General features: G+C 64.1%; 22 protein-coding genes, 1 tRNA gene and 3 pseudogenes. 15 read left to right on the top strand and 11 right to left on the bottom strand.

What is annotated here, in order from left to right; translation table 11 throughout:
* Nucleotides 1-68: 68 nt before the first annotated feature.
* Together hpf and ptsN are read left to right on the top strand one after the other, a co-directional pair.
* A pseudogene (gene hpf / locus ACQ86E_RS14120) lies at nt 69-681 on the top strand (ribosome hibernation-promoting factor, HPF/YfiA family).
* Nucleotides 682-910: 229 nt separating this feature from the next.
* Complete coding sequence (ptsN, locus tag ACQ86E_RS14125) at nt 911-1372, top strand: PTS IIA-like nitrogen regulatory protein PtsN (RefSeq protein WP_431205884.1); 462 nt, start codon at nt 911-913, stop codon at nt 1370-1372.
* A 269-nt stretch (nt 1373-1641) separates the two neighbouring features.
* Here ptsN and ACQ86E_RS14130 read toward each other — a convergent pair whose 3' ends face one another.
* The 8 genes and pseudogenes from ACQ86E_RS14130 to ACQ86E_RS14165 form a co-directional block, all read right to left on the bottom strand.
* On the bottom strand, nt 1642-1914 hold the full coding sequence (locus ACQ86E_RS14130) for a DUF1150 family protein (RefSeq protein ID WP_431205885.1): 273 nt from the start codon (nt 1912-1914) through the stop codon (nt 1642-1644).
* 51 nt (nt 1915-1965) lie between these two features.
* Entirely contained in the window at nt 1966-2391 is a 426-nt protein-coding gene (locus tag ACQ86E_RS14135; protein WP_431205886.1) for an Hsp20 family protein, read from the bottom strand.
* A gap of 336 nt (nt 2392-2727) precedes the next feature.
* Nucleotides 2728-3814: pseudogene (locus tag ACQ86E_RS14140) on the bottom strand (sn-glycerol-3-phosphate import ATP-binding protein UgpC).
* 10 nt (nt 3815-3824) lie between these two features.
* Nucleotides 3825-4673: a sn-glycerol-3-phosphate ABC transporter permease UgpE gene (ugpE, locus tag ACQ86E_RS14145; RefSeq protein ID WP_014438747.1), complete on the bottom strand. Its 849-nt coding sequence runs from the start codon at nt 4671-4673 to the stop codon at nt 3825-3827.
* Nucleotides 4673-5554, bottom strand: coding sequence for a sn-glycerol-3-phosphate ABC transporter permease UgpA (ugpA, locus tag ACQ86E_RS14150; RefSeq protein WP_431205887.1), 882 nt, complete (start codon nt 5552-5554; stop codon nt 4673-4675). Before ugpA ends, ugpE begins: the two co-directional genes overlap by 1 nt.
* Before the next feature lie 45 nt (nt 5555-5599).
* A complete protein-coding gene (gene ugpB, locus ACQ86E_RS14155; protein ID WP_431205888.1) occupies nt 5600-6916 on the bottom strand; it encodes a sn-glycerol-3-phosphate ABC transporter substrate-binding protein UgpB in 1317 nt (438 codons plus the stop codon).
* Between the two features lie 394 nt (nt 6917-7310).
* A complete protein-coding gene (locus ACQ86E_RS14160; protein WP_431205889.1) occupies nt 7311-8513 on the bottom strand; it encodes a CaiB/BaiF CoA transferase family protein in 1203 nt (400 codons plus the stop codon).
* A 177-nt stretch (nt 8514-8690) separates the two neighbouring features.
* On the bottom strand, nt 8691-9116 hold the full coding sequence (locus ACQ86E_RS14165) for an organic hydroperoxide resistance protein (protein WP_061023501.1): 426 nt from the start codon (nt 9114-9116) through the stop codon (nt 8691-8693).
* 154 nt (nt 9117-9270) lie between these two features.
* Between ACQ86E_RS14165 and ACQ86E_RS14170 the strand changes: the two genes are divergently transcribed.
* On the top strand, nt 9271-9729 hold the full coding sequence (locus tag ACQ86E_RS14170) for a MarR family winged helix-turn-helix transcriptional regulator (RefSeq protein WP_431205890.1): 459 nt from the start codon (nt 9271-9273) through the stop codon (nt 9727-9729).
* 66 nt (nt 9730-9795) lie between these two features.
* Here ACQ86E_RS14170 and ACQ86E_RS14175 read toward each other — a convergent pair.
* Both ACQ86E_RS14175 and ACQ86E_RS14180 read right to left on the bottom strand, forming a co-directional pair.
* Nucleotides 9796-9871, bottom strand: a tRNA-Ala gene (locus tag ACQ86E_RS14175).
* A 66-nt stretch (nt 9872-9937) separates the two neighbouring features.
* A complete protein-coding gene (locus ACQ86E_RS14180; protein ID WP_143842650.1) occupies nt 9938-10342 on the bottom strand; it encodes a TIGR02300 family protein in 405 nt (134 codons plus the stop codon).
* Between the two features lie 172 nt (nt 10343-10514).
* Between ACQ86E_RS14180 and aroA the strand changes: the two genes are divergently transcribed.
* The 12 genes and pseudogenes from aroA to ACQ86E_RS14240 all read left to right on the top strand — a co-directional run bounded on the left by aroA (nt 10515) and on the right by ACQ86E_RS14240 (nt 22604).
* Nucleotides 10515-11852: a 3-phosphoshikimate 1-carboxyvinyltransferase gene (gene aroA, locus ACQ86E_RS14185; RefSeq protein ID WP_431205891.1), complete on the top strand. Its 1338-nt coding sequence runs from the start codon at nt 10515-10517 to the stop codon at nt 11850-11852.
* Nucleotides 11849-12487: a (d)CMP kinase gene (cmk, locus tag ACQ86E_RS14190; protein ID WP_431205892.1), complete on the top strand. Its 639-nt coding sequence runs from the start codon at nt 11849-11851 to the stop codon at nt 12485-12487. Before aroA ends, cmk begins: the two co-directional genes overlap by 4 nt.
* A gap of 262 nt (nt 12488-12749) precedes the next feature.
* Entirely contained in the window at nt 12750-14453 is a 1704-nt protein-coding gene (gene rpsA / locus ACQ86E_RS14195) for a 30S ribosomal protein S1 (protein WP_431205893.1), read from the top strand.
* Between the two features lie 187 nt (nt 14454-14640).
* The gene (sppA, locus tag ACQ86E_RS14200) at nt 14641-15621 is read left to right on the top strand and encodes a signal peptide peptidase SppA (protein ID WP_431205894.1); all 981 of its coding nucleotides are present in this window, start codon (nt 14641-14643) and stop codon (nt 15619-15621) included.
* Between the two features lie 171 nt (nt 15622-15792).
* On the top strand, nt 15793-16098 hold the full coding sequence (locus tag ACQ86E_RS14205; protein ID WP_007598410.1) for an integration host factor subunit beta: 306 nt from the start codon (nt 15793-15795) through the stop codon (nt 16096-16098).
* Nucleotides 16099-16179: 81 nt separating this feature from the next.
* The gene (locus ACQ86E_RS14210) at nt 16180-16572 is read left to right on the top strand and encodes a DUF1049 domain-containing protein (RefSeq protein WP_431205895.1); all 393 of its coding nucleotides are present in this window, start codon (nt 16180-16182) and stop codon (nt 16570-16572) included.
* Nucleotides 16573-16638: 66 nt separating this feature from the next.
* Nucleotides 16639-17298 (top strand): phosphoribosylanthranilate isomerase, encoded by a 660-nt coding sequence (locus tag ACQ86E_RS14215; protein ID WP_431205896.1) that lies wholly within the window; start codon nt 16639-16641, stop codon nt 17296-17298.
* Nucleotides 17295-18512, top strand: coding sequence for a tryptophan synthase subunit beta (trpB, locus tag ACQ86E_RS14220; RefSeq protein WP_431205897.1), 1218 nt, complete (start codon nt 17295-17297; stop codon nt 18510-18512). The genes ACQ86E_RS14215 and trpB overlap by 4 nt, the downstream gene beginning before the upstream one ends.
* Entirely contained in the window at nt 18509-19345 is an 837-nt protein-coding gene (trpA, locus tag ACQ86E_RS14225) for a tryptophan synthase subunit alpha (protein WP_431205898.1), read from the top strand. Before trpB ends, trpA begins: the two co-directional genes overlap by 4 nt.
* Before the next feature lie 172 nt (nt 19346-19517).
* Complete coding sequence (accD, locus tag ACQ86E_RS14230; RefSeq protein ID WP_431205899.1) at nt 19518-20459, top strand: acetyl-CoA carboxylase, carboxyltransferase subunit beta; 942 nt, start codon at nt 19518-19520, stop codon at nt 20457-20459.
* Nucleotides 20456-21799: a bifunctional folylpolyglutamate synthase/dihydrofolate synthase gene (locus ACQ86E_RS14235; protein ID WP_431205900.1), complete on the top strand. Its 1344-nt coding sequence runs from the start codon at nt 20456-20458 to the stop codon at nt 21797-21799. Before accD ends, ACQ86E_RS14235 begins: the two co-directional genes overlap by 4 nt.
* Before the next feature lie 51 nt (nt 21800-21850).
* Nucleotides 21851-22604 (top strand): annotated as a pseudogene (locus ACQ86E_RS14240) (metallophosphoesterase family protein).
* 143 nt (nt 22605-22747) lie between these two features.
* Here the strand turns inward: ACQ86E_RS14240 and trxA are convergent.
* The gene (gene trxA / locus ACQ86E_RS14245; protein WP_092027458.1) at nt 22748-23068 is read right to left on the bottom strand and encodes a thioredoxin; all 321 of its coding nucleotides are present in this window, start codon (nt 23066-23068) and stop codon (nt 22748-22750) included.
* Nucleotides 23069-23108: the final 40 nt, after the last annotated feature.

Here is a 23108-nt window from a genome sequence, read left to right on the forward strand (position 1 = left end):
TCGCGCTACTCTCATCTCCCCCAACGCGACCGATCCAAGCTGGGCAGTTAAACCAGGCGAGGCATCACATGACTCTGAGAATTTCTGGAAAGAGCATCAGCGTCGGCGAGGCCCTGCGCGGCCGCGTTGCCGATCGCACCGACGAGGTGCTTCGCAAATATTTCGACGGCAATTATTCCGGCCACATCACGCTCAGCAAGGATGGCTTCGGCTTCCGCACCGACTGTGCGCTGCATCTCGATTCGGGAATTTCGCTGGAGGCCGATCTCGAACGCGCCGGACGCCTATGCCAGCGCCGACCAGGCGCTGCTGATGATCGAGAAGCGGCTCAAGCGCTACAAGAGCCGGCTCAAGGACCGCTCGGCCCGCAAGGCCCACGTCGCCTCCGCGGCGCTCGCCGCCATGGACGCGACGAGTTACGTGCTGGAAGCCCCAGGCGAGGGTGAGGACGAGGAGGAGATCACCGGCTACAGCCCGGTGATCATCGCCGAGGCCACGACCTCCCTGAAGCAGCTGTCGGTCAGCGAGGCCGTCATGGAACTCGACCTCAGCGGGGCACCCTGCCTGGTATTCCAGCATGGCTCCAGCGGCCGGGTGAACATCATCTACCGCCGGGCCGACGGCAATGTGGGCTGGATCGACCCGCCCGGAGCCAAAGCGGACGGAAAGCCGGGCGGTTAGTCCCGGACACCAGCCCCGTACCATCCGCAGCCCTTAACAATGACCGGGGCAAACCGCACGCAGGAGTTGGCACCGGGATTGCGTTGGAGTAGAAGCGCCCCACATCAGGACCTAACGGGACTTGGGCTAAGTCCCCCTCCTGCTTCACCTTCTTGACGCCGGCCGGGCTCAGTTCGACTGAGCAGGCCAATTCGGAACCTGACGGTTTAATTCACCTCGGAAACCATCCATGCCGATTACCGATCTGGTCGCGCCCGAGGCGATTCTCCCCGCTTTAAAGGTCAACAGCAAGAAGCAGGCGCTCCAGGAGCTGGCGGCCAGGGCTGCCGAGCTGACCGGACAGAACGAACGCTCGGTGTTCGAGGTGCTGCTGCAGCGTGAGAAGCTCGGCACCACGGCGGTCGGCTACGGTGTCGCCATTCCCCACGGCAAGCTGCCGAAGCTGGACAAGATCTTCGGCCTGTTTGCGCGCCTCGATCGCCCGATCGATTTCGAGGCGATGGACGGCCAGCCGGTCGATCTCGTCTTCCTGCTGCTCGCCCCCGAAGGCGCCGGCGCCGACCACCTCAAGGCCCTCGCCCGCATCGCCCGCCTCTTGCGCGACCAGGACATCGCCAAGAAACTCCGCGCCTCGCGCGACGCCCAGGCGATCTATTCGGTACTGGCGCTGCCGCCGGCGACGGCGGCCTGATCGTCTGCAACTCACTCGCGTACCCCGGCGCCGCAACGCTTCGCGCTGCACCGCGTCCGGGACACGAGAGCTGAGCTCGCCGTAGCCTCACCATCCGTCATTGCGAGGAGCGAAGCGACGAAGCAATCCAGAGTCTCTCCGCGGAAACATTCTGGATTGCTTCGCTTCGCTCGCAATGACGCGGAGAGGTCATCACTCAAAATAAAACGGGCACGCCTTCGTCCGAAGGCATGCCCGCTTGAATTCCTATTCGTGCGATGTGCGTGCGCTCAGTGCACGCTCACCGCCTGCAGCTCGTTGCTCCAGGCATTTGCGACTGCGGCTTCGCGGCTGTCGGTCAGCATGATCGGCGTGCCATCGGCGGAATGCAGCGCGAACAGCTTGAGGCCCGGCGCGATTTTCGGCGCTTCGGGAAACAGGCCCGGCACGTCTTCCGAGCGGATCTGCTTCACATAGGCGATATGGCCTTCGCCGAGGGTTGCCAGCGTCTCCGGAGAGACATTCGCGGCTTCGTATTCGAACGCAACGTGACCTTCACTCATGGTCTCGACTCCTTCACAGAAACTAAGCGGTCGAGTCCGCTACTCGTTCCATTATTCGTGCTCATTGATAGCGATTGTCTTAACGATCCTCTCCGGTTCAGGCCGGGCAAGATCGACCGACAGCAGCCCGTTCTTCAAATCCGCACCCAGCACCAGCATCCCTTCCGCCAGCACGAAGGTGCGCTGGAAGTGGCGCGCGGCGATGCCGCGATGGATGTATTGCTTGGTCTTGTCGTCCTGCTGACGCCCGCGGATCACGAGCTGGTTTTCCTCAATGGTCACATCGAGTTGGTCGCGGGTGAAGCCTGCGACCGCCAGCGTGATTCGCAGCCGCTCGGGCTGGCCGTCCGACCGGTCGCACCGCTCGATATTGTAGGGCGGGTAACCGTCGGCGCCTTTGACGACGCGATCGAGCACGCGCTCGATCTCATCGAAGCCCAGAAGGAACGGACTGGAAAGCGTGGGAACACGAGACATAGTTTACAAAGTCCTCTCGAAGCGACTTTGGTGCATCAGGGCCCGCAAGCGGCACCCCTTGGTCAGTAATATGGTCATATCCCGTGTGGGTTCAAGCAGGTAGCGGGAGCTGTGGATGGACGGTGTTGCCGCGCCGACCGTCATGGCCGGGCTTGCCCGGCCATCCACGACCTTGCTCGCGGTGCCAAGGACGCGGATGCCCGGGCCCTGGCCTCGCCGAAGCGGCTTCGGCCGCGCAGGCGGGACAAGCCCGGGCATGACGAATTTTCTGAATGAAAACAGACCCCCTTCTACTGTGCATGGGGTTGTTTTCGCACTTCCGTTTGATGGAACCCGTCAGGCCTCGATCCGCGTCCGTCCATCCGTGCTGAACAGATGCAGCTTCGCCCGCACCGCTGCGACGCGGATTTTCGCGCCGATGGCGGGGGCCTCGGTTCCGGGGACGCGGACGATGACCTCGCCGGGCGGAAGCTCGCCGGGTGTGGCGGCGATTCTGCTGCTCGTCCTCGGCGCGCGAGCCGTAGATGAAGGTTTCGGCGCCGACGCGCTCGATGGCTTCGATCGTGAGCGGAAGCGCGACGCCGCCGGCAGGTGTCTGGTCGGTGATGACGAAATCCTCCGGACGGATGCCGAGGATGCCGGCCTCGCTTGCGCTGCCGCCGAGCTGCGACTTGATCTCGTCGGAGCGTATCGACATCAGGTTCATCGGCGGCGCGCCGATGAACGAAGCGACGAAGGTCGTCGCCGGCTTCTCGTAGATCGCCAGCGGATTGCCGACCTGCTCGACCTGGCCGCCGTTCATCACCACGAGAATATCGGCGAGCGTCATGGCCTCGAGCTGGTCGTGGGTGACGTAGATCGACGTCGTGTTGAGGCGGCGCTGCAATTTGCGGATCTCGACGCGCATCGCGATGCGCAGCTTTGCATCGAGGTTCGACAGCGGCTCGTCGAACAGGAACACCTTGGGCTGGCGCACGATGGCGCGGCCCATGGCGACGCGCTGGCGCTGGCCGCCGGAGAGCTGGCGCGGCTTGCGATCCAGCATCGAGGTGAGCTCGAGCACGCGCGCGGCCTCGTCGACGCGGGTCTTGACCTCGGCCTCCTTCATGCCGCGGTTGCGCAGGCCGTAGGCCATGTTGTTGAAGACGCTCATATGCGGATAGAGCGCGTAGTTCTGGAACACCATCGCGATGTCGCGGTCGGCGGGCTCGATCTGGTTGACGATCCGGCCGCCGATGTCGATCTCGCCGCCGGTAACGGTCTCGAGCCCCGCGACCATGCGCAGCAGTGTCGACTTGCCGCAGCCGGAGGGGCCGACCAGCACGCAGAACTGGCCGTCGGCGACGTCGACATTGACGCCCTTGATGGCCTCGAAGCCGCCGGGATAGGTCTTGCGCACGTTGCGCAGGGTGACGTTGGCCATACGAACTCGCTTACTTCTCGGTCTCGACCAGACCGCGCACGAACAGCTTCTGCATGACGACGACGACGAACACCGGCGGCAGCATCGCCAGCACGGCAGTCGCCATCACGATCGGCCATTCGGTCAGCGCGTCGGTGGTGGTGATCATCTTGCGGATGCCGACCTGGATGGTCTGCATGTCGTCGCGGGTGGTGATCAGCAGCGGCCAGAGATATTGATTCCAGCCGAGGATGAAGAGAATCACGAACAGCGCAGCCATGTTGGTGCGCGACAGCGGCAGCAGCGTGTCCCAGAAGAAACGCAGCGGACCGGCGCCGTCGATGCGCGAGGCTTCCAGCAGTTCATCCGGCACGGTCATGAAGAATTGCCGGAACAGCAGCGTCGCCGTCGCCGACGCGATCAGCGGCAGCGCGAGGCCTGCATAGCTGTCGAGCATGTGCAGGTCGGCGACGATCTTGTAGGTCGGATAGATGCGGACCTCGACCGGCAGCATCAGCGTGATGAAGATGATCCAGAAGATCGGCATCCGGAACGGAAAGCGGAAATACACGATGGCATAGGCCGAGATGATCGAGATCGCGATCTTGCCGATCGCGATCGCCAGCGCCATCACCAGCGAGTTCAGCATCATGTTGCCGACGGGCTCGCGGGTCGAGCCGCTCGTGCCGACGAAGATGGTCTGGTAGTAGGTCTCGAGGAAATGCCCGCCCGGCAGCAGCGACATCTGCCCGTTGGCGATCAGCGCGTTGTCCTGCGTCGAGGCGATGATCGCGATGTAGACCGGAAACGCAACGACCGCGATCCCGATCCAGAGAATGAAATGGGCGACGTAGCGCCGGAAGCCCTCTTCCTCGACCATCAGTAGGTCACCTTGCGTTCGACGAAGCGGAACTGGATTCCCGTCAGCACGATCACCATGACCATCAGGATCACCGATTGCGCCGCCGAGCTGCCGAGATTGCCGCCGAGCAGGCCGTCGGAATAGACCTTGTAGACCAGCGTGACCGTCGATGTGCCGGGACCGCCGCGCGTCATGGTGTCGATGATGCCGAAGGTGTCGAAGAAGGCGTAGACGATGTTGACGACCAGCAGGAAAAAGATGGTCGGCGACAGCAGCGGGAAGGTCACGGTCCAGAACCGGCGCATCGGCCGGGCGCCGTCGATCGCGGCGGCTTCGAACACGCTCTTGGGAATAGCCGCGAGGCCGGCGAGGAAGAACAGGAAGTTGTAGGAGATCTGCTTCCACGCGGCGGCGAGGATGATCAGTGCCGCGGCCTGGTCGCCGTCGAGCAGCGGATTCCAGTCGATGCCCATTGCGCGCAGATAGCGCGAGAGCACGCCGAGCGAGGGATGCAGCATGAAGATCCAGAGCACGCCGACGACGGGCGGCGCGACCGCATAAGGCCAGATCAAGAGCGTGCGGTAGAGCATCGAGCCGCGCAGGGGCTTGTCCGCCATCACGGCGAGCAGCAGCGCAAAGGACAGCGACGAGACGGCGATGGCGAACGAGAACAGGAAGGTCCGGACGATCGCCTCGAAATAAGCGGGGTCCTTGAAGAGATCGATATAATTCTCGAACCAGACGAAGGTGGTCGACAGTCCAAAGGCGTCCTGCAGCAGGAAGGACTGGATCACCGCCTGCAAGGCCGGCCAATAAAAGAAAATCAGGACGATCGCGAGCTGCGGCGCAACCAGCGCGTAAGGCAATAGCTTCGATTGGAAAATGGCTTGCTTCTGCATGATGGACGACACCGGCAGGCCTTGCGGCCTGCCGGTGTCTTCACCTTATTTCACAGCGGTCTTTTCGAACTGACGCAGCATGGTGTTGCCGCGTTCGACGGCGGCATCGAGCGCCTGCTTGGCGGTCTTCTTGCCGGCGAGCGCCTGCTCGATCTCTTCCGACCAGACGTCACGCAGCTGCACCATGTTGCCGAGGCGCAGGCCACGGGAGTTCTCGGTCGGCTCCTTGTTGGTCAGCTCGAGCAGCGGGGTCTCGAGGTAGGGCTGGTCCTTGTAGAAGCCCTCGGCCTTGGCCTTGTCATAGGCCGCCTTGGTGATCGGCAGATAGCCGGAGGCCTTGTGGATGTAGACCTGGCGATCAGTGTCCGAGAGGAAGGTCAGGAACTTCGCGACGCCCTTGTACTCGTCGGCCGACTTGCCGCCCATCACCCACAGCGAAGCGCCGCCGATGATCGAGTTCTGCGGTGCGCCCTTCACGTCCGGATAATACGGCATCGGCACGGCGGTGAAGGCGAACTTGGCCTGCGCCTTGACGTTGCCGAAGAAGGCCGACGACGTCAGGTAGATCGGGCATTCGCCCGAGGTGAAGCGGCCTTCGCCGGTGTTGGTGCGGCCGGCATAGTCGTAGGTCTTGTCCTTTTGCAGCTCGATCAGCTTCTCGAGATGCTTGACCTGCAGCGGGCCGTTGAATTCGAGCACGGTGTCGAAGCCATCGAGGCCGTTGGCCTTGCTGGCGAGCGGCACGTTGTGCCAGGCGGAGAGCTGCTCGAGATTGACCCAGGTGATCCAGGAACCGGAGAAGCCGCAGGTCGGATGGCCGTTGTCGTGAAGCTTCTTGGCGGCCGCGAAGGTTTCCGGCCAGGTCTTCGGGATCTCGACGTTCGCCTTCTTGAGCTCGTCAAGATTGACCCACATCACGGTCGAGGACGAGTTGAAGGGGAACGACAGCATCTCGCCCTTCGAGGTCGAATAGTAGCCGGTGATGGCGGGCAGGTAGATCTTGGGGTCGAACTTCTCGCCGGCCTCGGCCATCAGCTTGTAGACGGGCTTCACGGCGCCGGTCGCGGCCATCATGGTCGCGGTGCCGACTTCGAACACCTGCATGATGTGCGGGGCGTTGCCGGCGCGGAACGCGGCGATGCCGGCGTTCATCGTGTCGGGGTAGTTGCCCTTGTAGGTCGGGATGACCTTGTAATCGGTCTGCGACGCGTTGAAGTCGGTGGCGAGCTTGACGATGACGTCATTGTTGGCGCCGGTCATCGCGTGCCACCACTGGATCTCGGTCACAGCCAGCGCCGGCGAAGCCGACATGCCAACCGTGACTGCGAATGCGGCAGCCGCTCCAAAGTGTCGAAGAGCCATCAAGTAACCTCCCTTGGCCGTCTCTTGGCCGTCAAAACGATCGCTTGCGCTAGCAGCGCCATATGACGTTCACATGACTGTGTAAGCGGGAGAAACGAAAGCAGCAAGCGCTGCCAAATGGGAAGTCGTCAAATAGGCGAAGGCGGCGCAGCCCGCCTCCTCCGTTCGCAGTGCACATGCATGCCCGCGCCGCAGTGCGGCATCGCTTGTGTGAGTCGATGAACGGGCCGCGAACTCGAAAACCTCTCCCGCTTGCGGGAGAGGTCGCGCGCAGCGCGGGTGAGGGTTCTCTCCTCTGGGGGATTGTCCCATTGCGGAGACACCCTCTCCCCACCCCTCTCCCGCAAGCGGGAGAGGGAGCGCACCTGCCTTGAGGCTCGATCTTCGTCGTATCTCAGCGCTTGCGCTCGGGGCCGCAGACCGTACCCTTTTCGACCATCGCATCGATCTCGGCCTTGGAATACCCGAACTCGCCCAGCACCTCCGCCGCGTGCTGGCTGAATTTCGGCGGCAGGCGGCGCAGGCTCGGCTTGCTGCGATCGAGCCGGATCGGCGACGCCACGCCCTTGTACCAGTCTTTCTCGATGACATCGCCGCGGGCAATTGTGTGCGGGTTCGTCAGCGCCTGGTCGATCTTCTGCACGGGACCTGCGGGCAGGCCGGCGGCGAGCAGGCGATTGCACAGCGGCTCGGCTTCGTGCTGGCTGAACACGGCGGCGAGTTCCGCGCGCAGGGCCTCGCGATTGGCGATGCGGTCCTTGTTGCGGGCAAAACGCGGATCGGTGCCGAGCTCGGGCTTGCCGATCTCCTTGGCGAGCTTGCGGAAGGTGCCGTCATTGCCGACACCGATGAAGATGTTGTCGGTCTTGGTCGGGAAGATCGCGTAGGGAACGAGATTGGGATGCTCGTTGCCGGTGAGGCCGGGCGGCTTGCCGTGCATGAAATAATTCGCGGTGTGCGGATGCATGATGGCGAGGCCGGTCTCGTACAGCGTGGTCTCGAGGAACTGCCCTTTGCCCGAACGCTGCCGTTCCGACAGCGCCATCAAAATGCCGATCGCTGCATAGAGGCCGGTGCCGATGTCGACCAGCGGCACGCCGATCCGCATCGGCCCGCTCTCGGGCGAGCCGGTCGCCGCGATCATGCCCGTCATCGCCTGGATGATGGCGTCATAGCCGGGATTGCCGCCGCGCGGACCGTCGGCGCCGAAGCCGCAGATCCGGCAATGCACGAGGCGCGGGAATTTCTCGCGCAACACCTCGTTGCCGATGCCCCATTTCTCCAGCGTGCCCGGCTTGAAATTCTCGATCAGGACGTCGGCCGTCTCCAGCATCTTCAGCAGCACGACGCGGCCGCCTTCGGAGGCGAGGTCGAGGCCGATCGAACGCTTGTTGCGGTTGATGCCGATGAAATAGGCGGCATCCTCCTCGTGGAAGGGAGGACCCCAGTCGCGCACCTCGTCGCCCGCGGGCGGCTCGACCTTGATCACATCGGCGCCATGGTCGGCGAGGATCTGGGTGCAGTAGGGACCGCCAAGCACGCGCGTGAGATCGATCACGCGCAGTCCGGTCATTGCGCCCAAAACGGCTTCAGTCATGCCTTCGCTTCCCCTGTGTCGGCGTTTGATCACAGGCCTAGCGAGGTTTTTTATGCCAGCAATGGCTTGGTTGCGGTGGGGCGTATGCAGCGCCGCCGTGCAATCCCGCGGCATGGCAAAATGAAACAGATGCGGCCGGCCCGAGGGGGATCTCGGGCCAGCCAATCCGCCGTTGGATCAGACGACCGTCAGGCGAACATCGACATTGCCGCGTGTGGCATTGGAATAGGGGCACACCTGGTGGGCCTTCTCGACCAGCGCCTCGGCTTCGGCACGGGCAAGGCCCGGCAGCGAGACGGCAAGATCGATGTCGAGTCCGAAGCCGCCTTCCGAGCGCGGGCCGATGCCGACGGTCGAGGTGACGGAAGCGTCAGCGGGCACCTTCGGGCCGCCCTGGGACGCCACGAATTTCATCGCGCCGATGAAGCAGGCGGCGTAGCCGGCCGCAAACAGCTGTTCGGGATTGTTGCCGGCACCACCTCCGCCGCCGAGCTCCTTCGGCGTGGTGAGCTTGACGTCGAGTGCGCCGTCGAGGGTCGCAGCATGGCCGTCGCGGCCGCCGGTGGCTTTTGCGCTGGTTTTGTAGAGGACGTTCACGGACATTTTCGTCTCCTCGGGGTCTTGCGGTGGGAGTGAGCTCTATATCGCCAACAATTAGATTGCGCGCAATGGATATTTGCGTGCCTCACATTTAATTGTTCGCAATTGAATGTGCCGCCGCCCGGCCCCAGAATGGGGAAGCCTCGAGAGATTCTCTATGCCCCGGAAATTATCGACCCTGGATCCGCAACGCCTCGACAACCAGATCTGCTTTGCGGTCTATTCCGCCGCGCACGCCTTCAACCGCGTCTACAAGCCGCTGCTCGACCGGCTCGGCCTGACCTATCCGCAATATCTGGTGATGCTGGTGCTGTGGGAGCGCGATGACGTGCCGGTCAAGGACATCGGCGAAAAGCTGTTTCTCGATTCGGGTACGCTGACGCCGCTGCTGAAGCGGCTTGAGGCCGCGCATCTCGTCAAGCGCACGCGCTCGAGCGAGGACGAGCGTCAGGTGTTGATCGCGCTGACGCCGCAGGGGCACGCCCTGAAGGACAAGGCGCGCGCCGTGCCGCAATCGATCCTGGCGGCGACGGACTGCTCGGTCTCGGAGCTGGTGGCGATGAAGGACGAGATTGTCGCGTTAAGGGACCGGCTGAATGCGGTGATTGGGGAGTAGGGGATTTCGACAAAGCCCGGCTTCGCCCTGCGGGCTTCGCCGTGGCAACCTTCGCTTCGCGAAGGCTGGTGGAGCCAGGCGGGATCGAACCGCCGACCTCTTGCATGCCATGCAAGCGCTCTCCCAGCTGAGCTATGGCCCCTTAACCGACCGACGCACCGTGGGCAGCGCGTCGGGAAAGACCCAGAACCACAGTTCTGGGATTATCTCAAGTCTCTTCATCACCTCCGACATCACCAATGATGTCGGTGACGTCCTCATCGCCCTCTTCGTCGTCGGCGATGAAGGTCGAATCATCATCGTCGTCGTCCTCGATGGTCTCGTCGACCTCGATATCGTCCTCTGATTCGGGCACGACGGCCTTGACCTTGCCGGTGTTTTCCTCGGCGTCGGCCTCCTCGAGCGAGACCTCCTCGACCTCTGCCGGCTCCGGCGCGGTGTCGGCGGCCGGCGCATGGCGGGGTTCGGCGCGGCTCGCGCGGGCCGGCGCAATCGGCGCAATCGGCACGACTTCGCCGGTATAGGGCGAGATCACCGGAGTCTTGTTGAGGTCATAGAACTTCTTGCCCGTGGTCGGGCAAATACGTTTGGTTCCGAGTTCGGACTTGGCCACGGCAGAGGAATCCTGGGAATGTCGGAAAAGCGGTGTTTCACTTGGCTAGTTGGCGGCCCGCTGTCAATAGCGCATTACGGGAGAAAGACATGCCGGTGACGGCGAGGACACCTTGTGGTACCTGCCCGCGAGCCCCAAAGGGGCATCCAGGGGTACATCCAAGGACACAATCTTGACCCATTCCGACAAGCCGACGCCGCTGAAGTCGCGGGCCAGCGGTCCCCTGACCGGAAAAGTGCGGGTGCCCGGGGACAAGTCGATTTCCCACCGCGCCCTCATCCTGGGCGCCCTTGCGGTCGGCGAAACCCGGATTTCGGGCTTGCTGGAGGGCGAGGACGTCCTCAATACCGCCAAATCCATGCAGGCGCTGGGCGCCAGGGTCGAGCGCACCGGCGATTTCGCCTGGAAGGTGAACGGCGTCGGCGTCGCCGGCTTTGCCGAGCCCAAGGCGCCGCTCGATTTCGGCAACTCCGGCACCGGCTGCCGGCTCGTCATGGGCGCCGTTGCCGGCTGCCCGATCTCCGCTGTGTTCGATGGCGACGCCTCGCTGCGCAGCCGCCCCATGCGCCGGATCCTGGACCCGCTCGAAAAGATGGGCGCGAAGGTCGTTTCCGGTGGCGATGGCGGCCGTCTGCCGCTGACCGTCCAGGGCGCCCGCGATCCGTTGCCGATCACCTACAAGACCCCGGTCGCCTCGGCCCAGATCAAATCGGCGGTACTGCTGGCGGGCCTCGCCGCGCCGGGAACCACGACGGTGATCGAGAGCGAGGCCAGCCGCGACCATACCGAGCTGATGCTCAAGCATTTCGGCGCCGAGATCACCTCGACGCCGGAAGGTCGGCACGGCCGCCGCATCACGCTGGTGGGCCAGCCCGAGCTGCATGGCGCGACGGTGATCGTGCCCGCTGATCCATCCTCCGCGGCCTTCCCTGTCGTCGCCGCCTTGATCGTCGAGGGCTCGGATGTCGTGCTGCCCGATGTCATGACCAATCCGCTGCGCACCGGCCTGTTCACCACGCTGCGCGAAATGGGCGCGTCGATCGAGGAAAGCGACGTGCGCGGCGATGCCGGCGAGCCGATGGCGCAATTGCGCGTGCGCGCCTCGAAACTGCGCGGCGTCGAAGTGCCGCCCGAGCGCGCGCCGTCGATGATCGACGAATATCTCGTGCTGGCGGTGGCGGCCTCCTTCGCCGAGGGCACCACCATCATGCGCGGCTTGCAGGAGCTTCGCGTCAAGGAATCCGATCGGCTCGAGGCCACCGCCGACATGCTCCGCGTCAACGGCGTGAAGGTCGAGGTCTCCGGCGACGATCTGATCGTCGAGGGGCGCGGCCATGTCCCCGGCGGCGGCACCGTCGCCACGCACATGGATCATCGCATCGCGATGTCCGCGCTGGTGATGGGCTGCGCCTCCGACCAGCCCGTCACCGTCGACGACACCGCCTTCATCGCCACCAGTTTCCCGGATTTCATCCCGATGATGCGTTCGCTTGGGGCAGAGTTTTCATGATCATCGCCATCGACGGACCGGCCGCCTCGGGCAAGGGAACGCTCGGCAAGAGGCTCGCCCACCACTACGGCTATCGTCATCTTGATACCGGCGTGATCTATCGCGCGGTGGCCTACGAGCTGATGCAGTCGGGTCATGATCTCCGCGACGAGGCGGCGGCGGTCGCGGCGGCCATGGAGCTCGATCCCGAAAAGTTCGGCAATCCCGCCCTCAAGACCCAGAAGGCCGGCGAGGGCGCCTCCATCGTCTCCGCGATCCCCAGGGTTCGCGAGGCCCTGGTCAATTTCCAGCGGCAATTCGCCGCCGATCCGCCCGGCGCCGTGCTTGATGGCCGCGACATTGGAACCGTGATCTGCCCGGATGCCGATGTGAAGATCTTCGTCGTCGCCGACCCCAGGGTCCGAGCCCGCCGCCGAACCCTGGAGGCCAAGGCGAGGGGCGAGGAGGCGGATGAGGCTGCGGTGCTTGCCGACATCATCCAGCGCGACGAGCGCGACATGAACCGGCCGATCGCGCCGCTGAAGCCCGCCGTCGATGCTTACTTGCTAGATAACTCCCAACTGGATATAGAAGGCGGCGTCCGGGCCGCCATCGACATTATCGAGGCCGTCCGAGCGGGCCGGTCGCGGGGTTAAGCCGCTGCCGTCATTGGAGGAAGCGCCCGCTCCCGCTCTTTGAGGTCGATACGTCGGGTCCTTCGGGACCGGCGCGATCCAGGCTCCGGACAAAGATTTTCCACGTATCGAATGCGCGGGCCTCAGCCGGCCCGCTTCCGCTGTTCCGGTTCAAACCGGGGCAACGAGCGGTCGCTCGAAGGTTTTGTGGACCTTCCGACACTGCGCGCCCGATACGCCCTTGAACCCAACGGCCGGCACGACATCCGCAACTGGAGAACAAATGGCTTCGACTTCCGCTGATACCTATAGCCCCTCGCGCGATGATTTCGCCGCGATGCTCGATGAGTCCTTCGCAGGTGGCAACCTGCAGGAGAGCTCCGTCATCAAGGGCAAGGTTGTTGCAATTGAAAAGGACATGGCCGTCATCGACGTCGGCCTGAAGACCGAGGGCCGCGTCGCCCTGCGCGAATTTTCCGGCCCCGGCCGTGACAGCGAGCTCAAGGTCGGCGACGAGGTGGAAGTGTTCCTCGATCGCATCGAGAACGCCCTCGGCGAAGCCGTGCTGTCGCGCGACAAGGCGCGCCGCGAAGAGAGCTGGGGCAAGCTCGAGAAGGCCTTCCAGAACAACGAGAAGGTCAACGGCGTCATCTTCAACCAGGTCAAGGGCGGCTTCACCGTCGACCTCGACGGTGCCGTGGCCTTCCTGCCGCGCTCGCAGGTCGACATCCGTCCGATCCGCGACGTTGCGCCGCTGATGAACAACTCGCAGCCGTTCCAGATCCTCAAGATGGACCGCCGCCGCGGCAACATCGTCGTCTCCCGCCGCACGGTTCTGGAAGAGACCCGCGCCGAGCAGCGTCAGGAGCTGGTGCAGAACCTCGAAGAGGGTCAGGTCATCGACGGCGTGGTCAAGAACATCACCGATTACGGTGCGTTCGTTGACCTCGGCGGTATCGACGGCCTGCTGCACGTCACTGACATCGCGTGGCGCCGCGTCAACCACCCGACCGAGGTGCTCTCGATCGGCCAGACCGTGAAGGTCAAGATCATCAAGATCAACCACGAGACGCACCGCATCTCGCTGGGCATGAAGCAGCTGCTGGACGATCCGTGGCAGGGCATCGAAGCCAAGTACCCGCTGGGTGCCCGCTTCACCGGCCGCGTCACCAACATCACCGACTACGGTGCGTTCGTCGAGCTCGAGCCGGGCATCGAAGGCCTGATCCACGTCTCCGAGATGTCGTGGACCAAGAAGAACATGCACCCCGGCAAGATCGTTTCGACCTCGCAGGAAGTCGAAGTGCAGGTGCTCGAAGTCGATTCCGTCAAGCGCCGCATCTCGCTCGGCCTCAAGCAGACCATGCGCAACCCCTGGGAGGTCTTCGTCGAAGGTCACCCGACCGGTTCGGTGGTCGAGGGCGAAGTCAAGAACAAGACCGAGTTCGGTCTGTTCCTTGGCCTCGAGGGCGACGTCGACGGCATGGTCCATCTCTCCGACCTCGACTGGAAGCTTCCGGGCGAGCAGGTGATCGACAACTACAAGAAGGGCGACATGGTGAAGGCCGTGGTGCTCGATGTGGACGTCGAGAAGGAGCGCATCTCGCTCGGCATCAAGCAGCTCGAAGGCGACCCATTCGCCGAGCCGGGCGATGTCAAGAAGGGCGCGGTCGTGACCTGCGAAGTGCTCGAAGTGAAGGAAAGCGGCATCGAGGTGAAGATCACCGGGACCGACTTCTCGACCTTCATCAAGCGCTCGGAGCTCGCGCGTGACCGCAACGACCAGCGCGCCGAACGCTTTGCCGTCGGCGAGAAGGTCGATGCCCGCGTGATCCAGTTCGACAAGAAGGCCCGCAAGGTCCAGGTGTCGATCAAGGCGCTCGAAGTCGCCGAAGAGAAGGAAGCCATCGCGCAGTACGGCTCCTCCGATTCGGGAGCGACGCTCGGCGACATCCTCGGCACCGCGCTCAAGAACCGCGACAAGTAAGCGAAACGCTTGTTTTCGCCGACATCAAAGCCCCGGCGCGAGCCGGGGCTTTTTTGCGCGCTGATCTGGGCCACCGGCCGCAGGCCTTGTTTTCTTCAAATTGAGCCGCAATTGATGTATCCAGATAAGCCAATGGTCACGCTGTGACGGCACAACGCGCCTGGCCTTTCATTTTGGAGATATTGCGATGTCGCTCGATTCGGACATCATCGTCGATCGCCGCAGGATCCGCCGCAAGCTGACGTTCTGGCGCGTCGTGGCCGCCTTGATCGCGATTGCGGCGATTGCGACCTTCGCGCTGATCGCAACCCCGGGTGCGCGCGGCACGTTCGCATCCGCGGGCTCGATCGCGCGCGTTCAGATCGAGGGCCTGATCCGCAGCGACTCCGAGCGCACGCAGGCGCTGGAGCGGTTGGAGAATTCGCAGGCCGCGGCCGTCATCGTCCATATCAATTCGCCGGGCGGCACCACCGCCGGCTCCGAGCAGCTTTACGATTCGCTGGTGAGGCTGAAGGCGAAGAAGCCGCTCGTCGTCGTGGTCGAAGGCCTTGCCGCCTCCGGCGGTTACATCACGGCGATCGCGAGCGACCATATCATCGCCCAGCAGAGCTCGCTGGTCGGCTCGATCGGCGTGCTGTTCCAGTTTCCCAACGTCTCGGAGCTGCTGAAGACCGTCGGCGTCAAGGTCGAGGAGGTGAAGTCCTCGCCGCTGAAGGCCGCGCCCAACGGCTTCGAGCCGACCAGCCCGGAGGCACGCGCCGCGCTCGACGCGCTGGTGAAGGATTCCTACGCCTGGTTCAAGGGCCTGGTGAAGGAGCGGCGTGGCATGGATGACACGCAGCTTGAAAAAGTCGCCGATGGCCGCGTCTTCACCGGGCGCCAGGCGATCGATCTCAAGCTGATTGACCAGCTCGGTGACGAGAAGACCGCGGTGACCTGGCTGGTCGAGCAGAAGGGCGTCAAGAAGGGGCTCACCGTCCGCGATTACAAGCTTCAGCCTCGTTTTGGCGATTTGCCGTTCCTCAAGGCTGCCACTGCCGTGACGCTGGAAGCGCTTGGTTTAGGCTCGATTGCGCATCAGATCGGGCAAACCGGTGTCGTGCAGGCCGTGGACCGGTTCGGAATGGATGGAATGCTGGCCCTGTGGCAGCCGGCGGCGTCAAACTAACGGGTCCGGGCGAGCCTCAAAGGCTTTTCCCGTCTTGCGGGTGCCGGGTCAGCCCGCTTTTTCGGCATTTGTCACGTATTTTCGCGATACTCAATCTTGATTTAGCGTCTTGACAGATCACGGTATTTTCACGGAAATGGTCATCCGCACGCTCCCGGGTCCTATCTCTCGATGATCAAATCCGAACTTGTTCAGCGTATCGCCGAGCACAACCCGCATCTGTACCAGCGGGATGTCGAGAACATTGTGAATGCGATTCTCGAAGAGATCGTAGCGGCCCTCGCGCGCGGTGATCGCGTCGAGTTGCGCGGCTTCGGTGCCTTCTCGGTCAAGCATCGCCCTGCACGCGCCGGGCGTAATCCCCGTACGGGAGCCCATGTCCCTGTCGACCAGAAGAGCGTTCCGTTCTTCAAGACCGGCAAGGAAATGCGCGAGCGGCTGAACCGCGACCATCCGGATCCCGGCGCGCCGGATTAAGGCCGTCGTCGACTGTCGTCCGGGTTTAACCTGATAGCCGCATGATGCGGCAGCAAGCTTGATTCAAGACGAGCGATCGCGATGCGAAAGTTCCTGACTGCGCTGATCGTGATTCCGCTGGGCCTGATCCTGGTGGCCTTCGCCGTTGCCAACCGGCATTTTGTCACCGTCTCCTTCGACCCCTTCATCTCGGAAGATCCGTCGCTGTCGGTCACGCTGCCGCTGTTCCTGCTGTTGATCCTGGTGGGCGCCCTCGGGGTCTTGGTTGGCGGCTGTGCGGTCTGGTTCGGCCAGCGGCACTGGCGGCGTGCGGCGCGCCGGAACGATGCGGATGCGCGGGCTGCCAGGCTCGAACTGGCCGATCTGCGGGCCGAGGCCGCCGCGGCAAAGCCCGGGTCCCAGCGCCTCCCCGTTCCCGCCGGGGTGGGCCTTTACGGGCCCGTCGGGCGAGACAAGCAGCGCGCGACGTTGTAGAAGCGGCCGCAACCGAAAACCCTGTTTTCCGGCCGCGAAGCTGCGGCCTCAACCCGCTTTGAGACCATGTCCCTGCTCGTCAAGATATGCGGCCTGTCCACGCGCGAGACGCTCGAAACAGCGCTCGATGCGGGCGCCGACATGGTGGGGTTCGTGTTCTTCCCGCCGTCGCCGCGGCACCTGTCGCTGGAGGCCGGGCGCGACCTCGGCCGCCAGGTGAAGCGGCGCGCACTCAAGGTCGCGCTCACGGCCGATGCCGACGACGCCACGTTCGACAACATCATGGATGCGCTGTCGCCGGACATCTTTCAGCTCCATGGCAAGGAGAGCGTCGCGCGGCTGCGCGACATCAAGCAGAAATTCGGTCGCCCGGTGATGAAGGCGCTCCCGATCGAGACCTCGTCCGACCTCGGCGCGCTGCCCGGCTACGCAGCGGTCGCCGACCGCATCCTGTTCGATGCGAGGCCGCCCAAGGACGCGACGCGGCCGGGCGGGCTCGGCGCGCCCTTCGATTGGCATCTTCTCCAAAACCTGGAGCTCGTGCTGCCGTATATGGTTTCGGGCGGCCTGCATGCAGGGAACGTCGCCGAAGCCGTTCGCGTCACCCGCGCCGGCGGCGTCGATGTCTCCTCCGGTGTCGAGAGCGCTCCCGGTGTCAAGGATCCGGAGATGATCAAAGCCTTCATTCGCGCCAGCCGCGCCACGCAAGAATTGAGCGTCCGATGAACATCGCCAAACCAAACTCCTACCGCAGCGGCCCCGACGAGCGCGGCCATTTCGGCATTTTCGGCGGACGCTTCGTCGCCGAAACCCTGATGCCGCTGATTCTCGATCTGGAAAAGGCCTACACCGAGGCCAAGGCCGATCCGGCCTTTCAGACCGAAATGAACGGCTATCTCAAGAATTATGTCGGTCGGCCCTCGCCGCTGTATTTCGCCGAACGCCTGACCGAGTATCTCGGCGGCGCCAAGATCTACCTGAAGCGCGAAGAGCTCAATCATACCGGCTCGCATAAGGTGAACAACGTGCTCGGCCAGATCATGCTGGCGCGGCGCATGGGCAAGAAACGCATTATCGCCGAGACCGGCGCCGGCCAGCACGGCGTCGCCACCGCGACGCTGTGCGCGCGGTTTGGGCTCGAATGCATCGTCTACATGGGCGCGGTCGATGTCGAGCGGCAACAACCCAACGTCATCCGCATGGAGATGCTGGGCGCCACGGTGATGCCGGTGCAGTCGGGCACGCGCACGCTGAAGGACGCCATGAACGAGGCGCTGCGCGACTGGGTTACCAACGTGCACAACACCTTCTACTGCATCGGCACGGTGGCGGGCCCGCACCCCTATCCGACGCTGGTGCGCGATTTCCAGTCGATCATCGGCAACGAGACCAAGGCGCAGATGCAGGAGATCGAAGGCCGGCTGCCGGATTCGCTGGTCGCCTGCATCGGCGGCGGCTCGAATGCGATGGGTCTGTTCCATCCGTTCCTCGACGATTCCACCGTCGAGATCTTCGGCGTCGAAGCCGCGGGCCATGGGCTCACGCAGCTGCATGCCGCCTCGATCGCCGGTGGCCGTCCCGGCGTGCTGCACGGTAACCGCACTTATCTTCTGATGGACGCGGATGGCCAGATCCAGGACGCGCATTCGATCTCGGCCGGCCTCGATTATCCCGGCATCGGTCCCGAGCATTCCTGGCTGCACGAAATCGGTCGCGTGAATTATCTTTCCGCGACCGACGACGAGGCGCTCGCCGCATTCCAGCTGCTGTCGAAGCTGGAAGGCATCATCCCCGCGCTCGAGCCGGCGCACGCCATCGCCAAGGTGATGGAGCTCGCACCGAAGCGCCCGAAGGACCACCTGATGGTCGTCAATCTCTCCGGCCGCGGCGACAAGGACGTCCCGCAGGTCGGCGACATCCTGAAGGGCAAGAGCAAGTGACCACGCGTATCGACACCCGTTTTGCCGAGCTGAAGAAGCAGGGCCGCTCGGCCTTCGTCACCTATGTGATGGCCGGCGATCCCGATCTCACGACATCGCTGGAGATCGTCAAGGCGCTGCCCAAGGCAGGCTCCGACGTCATCGAACTCGGCATTCCCTTCACCGATCCGATGGCGGATGGCCCCTCGATTCAGGCAGCAGGTCTGCGCGCGCTCAAGAACGGCACGACCTTGAAGAAGACGCTCGAGCTGGTGCGCGGCTTCCGCAAGGACGACAATGTCACGCCGCTGGTGCTGATGGGCTATTACAATCCGATCTACATTTACGGCGTCGACAAGTTCTTGGCTGATGCCAAGACATCAGGCGTTGACGGCCTGATCATCGTCGATTTGCCGCCGGAGGAAGACGACGAGCTCTGCATTCCCGCATTGAAGGCAGGCCTGAACTTCATTCGCCTGGCGACCCCGACCACCGACGACAAGCGTCTGCCCGCCGTGCTCTCGAATACGTCAGGCTTCGTCTATTACGTCTCGATCGCCGGCATCACCGGTGCAGCAGCGGCGGACGCGACTGTCGTCGGTGAAGCCGTCGCGCGTATCAAGCGGCATACCAAGCTGCCGATCTGCGTGGGCTTTGGCATTCGTACGCCGGAGGCGGCACGCGCGATTGCCGAGAAGGCCGATGGTTCGGTGGTCGGCACCGCGCTGGTCGACGCGCTCAAGAACAGCCTGGATGCGGAAGGCCGGGCGACCGCCAAAACCGTTAACGCCGTGGCCGAGCTGACTGCCGCCCTGGCCAAGGGCGTCAGGGCTGCGCAACAGGCGGCGGAATAGGCCATAATTCCGCTCCCAGGGCGGGCGACACGGCGGCTTGCCGGGCGGTGGCCCGGCCGCCATATATCCCTTCAGGCGATCCCCGGGCGGGCTCGCCATTCTTGTTTTGACGCGTTTTCTTGCCGCGAACCGGTATCCACTTCGCTCGAAAACGCTCTGATCGGAGCAAACCATGAACTGGCTTACCAATGTGGTCCGGCCGAAAATCCGCAACATGCTGCGGCGGGAGACGCCGGAGAATCTGTGGATCAAGTGCCCGGATTCCGGACAGCTCGTGTTCTACAAGGACGTCGAGGCCAACCAGTTCGTCATTCCCGGCTCGAACTACCACATGCGCATGGGCGCAGTGGCGCGTCTGAAGTCGATCTTCGACAACGAGACCTGGTTCGACGTGGCCTTGCCTGACGTCACGCCCGATCCGCTCAAGTTCCGCGACGAGAAAAAATACGCCGACCGCATCAAGGATGCACGTGCGCGGACCAATTTGAACGACGCGGTCAAGGTCGGTTACGGCAAGCTCGAAGGCGCGGCCGTCGTCATCGCCGTGCAGGATTTCGATTTCATGGGTGGATCGCTCGGCATGGCCGCGGGCGAGGCCCTCGTCCGCGGGCTCGAGCTCGCGGTCGAGAAGAAGTCGCCGTTCATCGTCTTCGCCGCGTCCGGCGGCGCGCGGATGCAGGAGGGCATCCTGTCGCTGATGCAGATGCCGCGCACCACGGTCGGCGTGCAGATGCTGCGCGAGGCCAAGCTGCCCTACATCGTCGTGCTGACCAACCCGACCACCGGCGGCGTCACCGCGTCCTATGCGATGCTGGGCGACGTCCAGATCGCAGAACCCGGCGCGCTGATCGGCTTTGCCGGCGCGCGCGTGATCGAGCAGACCATCCGCGAAAAGCTTCCCGAGGGATTCCAGCGTGCCGAGTACCTGAAGGAGCACGGCATGGTGGACATGGTCGTGCATCGCCACGATTTGCGCCCGACCCTGGCGCGGCTCTGCCGTCTGCTGACCAGGGCGCCCGCGCTGGAAAGTGCGTCCAAATCGGCGCAGCCGGTCGTCAGCCCGGCACAGATCGTATCGGCACCCGACGTGGCGCCGGCCGCGCCGCACGCGTGAACGCTTCCGCGGACAACGCAAAGCCGCCGCTCGGCGAATTGATCGGGCGGCTGTCGGCCCTGCATCAGAAGCGCATCGATCTCGGGCTCGAGCGGATGCACCGCCTGCTTGAGCGGCTCGGCCATCCCGAACGCAAGCTGCCGCCGGTGATCCATATCGCCGGCACCAACGGCAAGGGCTCGACGCTCGCTTATCTGCGCGCGACGCTGGAGGCGGCAGGCCTGCGCGTCCACGCCTACACCTCGCCCTATCTCGTCCGCATCAATGAATGTTTTCGCCTCGGCCGCGTCGGCGGCGGCGTGCTCGTCGGCGACGACGAATTGCGCGCGGCGCTGGAAGAGGTCGAGCGCGTCAATGCCGGCGAGCCCGCGACCGTGTTCGAGCTGAAGACCGCGGCTGCCTTTCACCTGTTCGCGCAGAACCCGGCCGACGTGGTGCTGCTCGAAGTCGGCCTCGGCGGCCGGCTCGATTCGACCAACGTGGTTGATGTTCCCGCGGCCTGTGTGATCACGCCTGTCAGCATGGATCACATGGACTTCCTTGGGCCGACGCTGATCTCCATCGCCGGCGAAAAAGCCGCGATCATCAAGCGCGGCGTGCCCGTGATTTGCGCCGAGCAGACAGCCGAAGCGATGGCGGTGATCGAGGCGCAAGCCAAGGTCATGCGCGCGCCGCTGTTTGCCGCGAACGAGAGCTGGCACGTGAATGTCGAGCACGGCCGCCTGGTCTATTCCGACGAGCGCGGCCTGATGGATCTTGCGGCGCCACGCCTGTTCGGCCGCCATCAGTTCGACAATGCCGGCCTCGCGATCGCGACGCTGCGCGCGATTGCGACATTCAAAGTCGATCAAGCGGCGTTCGAGGCCGGCATCGTCGGCGCCGAATGGCCGGCGCGGATGCAGCGCGTCACCTCGGGCGAACTGCTCGCCTTCGGACCGCAGGGGTCGGAGCTCTGGCTCGACGGCGGGCACAATGCCGAGGGCGGTCGCGTCGCCGCGGCGGCGCTGGGCGACCTCGAAGAGCGGGTGTCGCGGCCGCTGGTGGTGATTGCGGGCATGATGGCCAACAAGGATGCGCAGGCTTTCCTTGCCAATTTCGCCGGCCTCACCCGGCACATCATCGCGGTGCCGATTCCCGACATCGAAGGCGCGATGCCGGTCGACCGCCTCGCCGACGCCGCACGCAGTCTCGGCATGCGCGTCGAGATCGCACCCGGCATCGAGGCCGCGCTGCGCAAACTGTCGAATCTCGCCTACGAAGTGCCGCCGCGCATCCTGATATCAGGCTCGCTCTATCTCGCGGGCCATGTGCTGGGTCTCAACGGCACGCCTCCTGCATAAGGTTGCGTAGCCCGGATTACGCTTCGCTCCATTCGAGCTACGGGAATGCCAATGCGTTTTGCCGCGATTGCCGACGTTCATGGAAACCATCTCGCGCTGGAGGCGGTGCTTGCCGATATCCGGGCGCAAGGCATCTCCGACATCGTCAATCTCGGCGACATGCTGAGCGGCCCGCTCGATGCGCGGCGAACCATCGAGATACTGATGACGCTCGACGCCGTGCACGTGCTCGGCAATCACGACCGCTATCTGCTCGACCGTCCCCCAGAGAAGATGGGGTCATGGGATCGCCCAGCCTACGAAGCGCTCGATGCCGTGCAGCTCGACTGGCTGCGCGCGCAGCCGAGCGACGCGCGTGTTTCGTGACCAGGTCTTTCTCTGTCACGCGACGCCCGAAAACGACGAAGTCTATTGGCTCGATACCGTGCATCCTGATGGTACGGTGGCGCTATCGCCGCTCGACCGGATCGAGCAGTTCGCGCAAGGCATTACACAGTCGTTGATCCTCTGCGCCCACACCCATCTCGCCCGCGCCGTGCGCTTGCGCGACGGCCGGCTGATCGTCAATCCCGGCAGCGTCGGCAGCCCCGGCTATCGCGACGTGCATCCGTTCCCGCATGTCGTCGAGGCCGGCACGCCGCACGCGCGCTATGCGATCCTCGAGTTGATCAATGGTGCCTGGCAGGTGACGTTCCGCAACGTCGCTTATGATCACGAGACGATGGCCGCGCTGGCACGCCGCAACAACCAGCCGGAACTGGCGAACGCGCTCGCGACGGGATGGATCAAGTCGACGTCGTCGTAGCCTGGATGGAGCGTAGCGCAATCCGGGAATCGTGCCACAAGCGACAGCGGCCCCGGATTACGCTTCGCTCCATCCAGGCTACGCAAAACAAACGGCCGGCTTTCGCCGGCCGTTGCAGAAATCTCAGTCGTTCGCGCCGCGGATCAGACCGCCGACGTGATCCACTGCTGCAGCTTCGCCTTCGGCGCAGCGCCGACCTGGCGGGAGGCCATCTCGCCGCCCTTGAAGATCATCAGGGTCGGGATCGACATCACGCCGTACTTGGACGCTGTCTTTGGGCTCTCGTCGACGTTGAGCTTCACGATCTTGACCTTGTCGCCCATCGCGCCGGCGATTTCGTCGAGCGCGGGGGCGATCATGCGGCAGGGGCCGCACCACTCGGCCCAGAAATCGACGACCACGGGACCGTCCGCCTTGAGCACTTCGGCTTCGAAATCGGTGTCAGAAACCTTGCCAACGGCCATGGGAGTACCTCGTTCGGTTGAAAGAATCGGCGCGCATGGG

It is taken from the genome of Bradyrhizobium betae, assembly GCF_050632175.1.
Lineage (GTDB): Bacteria > Pseudomonadota > Alphaproteobacteria > Rhizobiales > Xanthobacteraceae > Bradyrhizobium > Bradyrhizobium betae_B.

Excerpts from the sequence above, each read along its gene's own strand:
- ptsN (WP_431205884.1), top strand. The coding sequence starts at position 911 with ATGCCGATTACCGATCTGGTCGCGCCCGAGGCGATTCTCCCCGCTTTA.
- ACQ86E_RS14130 (WP_431205885.1), bottom strand. The coding sequence starts at position 1,914 with ATGAGTGAAGGTCACGTTGCGTTCGAATACGAAGCCGCGAATGTCTCT.
- ACQ86E_RS14135 (WP_431205886.1), bottom strand. The coding sequence starts at position 2,391 with ATGTCTCGTGTTCCCACGCTTTCCAGTCCGTTCCTTCTGGGCTTCGAT.
- ugpE (WP_014438747.1), bottom strand. The coding sequence starts at position 4,673 with ATGGTCGAGGAAGAGGGCTTCCGGCGCTACGTCGCCCATTTCATTCTC.
- ugpA (WP_431205887.1), bottom strand. The coding sequence starts at position 5,554 with ATGCAGAAGCAAGCCATTTTCCAATCGAAGCTATTGCCTTACGCGCTG.
- ugpB (WP_431205888.1), bottom strand. The coding sequence starts at position 6,916 with ATGGCTCTTCGACACTTTGGAGCGGCTGCCGCATTCGCAGTCACGGTT.
- ACQ86E_RS14160 (WP_431205889.1), bottom strand. The coding sequence starts at position 8,513 with ATGACTGAAGCCGTTTTGGGCGCAATGACCGGACTGCGCGTGATCGAT.
- ACQ86E_RS14165 (WP_061023501.1), bottom strand. The coding sequence starts at position 9,116 with ATGTCCGTGAACGTCCTCTACAAAACCAGCGCAAAAGCCACCGGCGGC.
- ACQ86E_RS14170 (WP_431205890.1), top strand. The coding sequence starts at position 9,271 with ATGCCCCGGAAATTATCGACCCTGGATCCGCAACGCCTCGACAACCAG.
- cmk (WP_431205892.1), top strand. The coding sequence starts at position 11,849 with ATGATCATCGCCATCGACGGACCGGCCGCCTCGGGCAAGGGAACGCTC.
- rpsA (WP_431205893.1), top strand. The coding sequence starts at position 12,750 with ATGGCTTCGACTTCCGCTGATACCTATAGCCCCTCGCGCGATGATTTC.
- sppA (WP_431205894.1), top strand. The coding sequence starts at position 14,641 with ATGTCGCTCGATTCGGACATCATCGTCGATCGCCGCAGGATCCGCCGC.
- ACQ86E_RS14205 (WP_007598410.1), top strand. The coding sequence starts at position 15,793 with ATGATCAAATCCGAACTTGTTCAGCGTATCGCCGAGCACAACCCGCAT.
- ACQ86E_RS14210 (WP_431205895.1), top strand. The coding sequence starts at position 16,180 with ATGCGAAAGTTCCTGACTGCGCTGATCGTGATTCCGCTGGGCCTGATC.
- ACQ86E_RS14215 (WP_431205896.1), top strand. The coding sequence starts at position 16,639 with ATGTCCCTGCTCGTCAAGATATGCGGCCTGTCCACGCGCGAGACGCTC.
- trpB (WP_431205897.1), top strand. The coding sequence starts at position 17,295 with ATGAACATCGCCAAACCAAACTCCTACCGCAGCGGCCCCGACGAGCGC.
- accD (WP_431205899.1), top strand. The coding sequence starts at position 19,518 with ATGAACTGGCTTACCAATGTGGTCCGGCCGAAAATCCGCAACATGCTG.
- trxA (WP_092027458.1), bottom strand. The coding sequence starts at position 23,068 with ATGGCCGTTGGCAAGGTTTCTGACACCGATTTCGAAGCCGAAGTGCTC.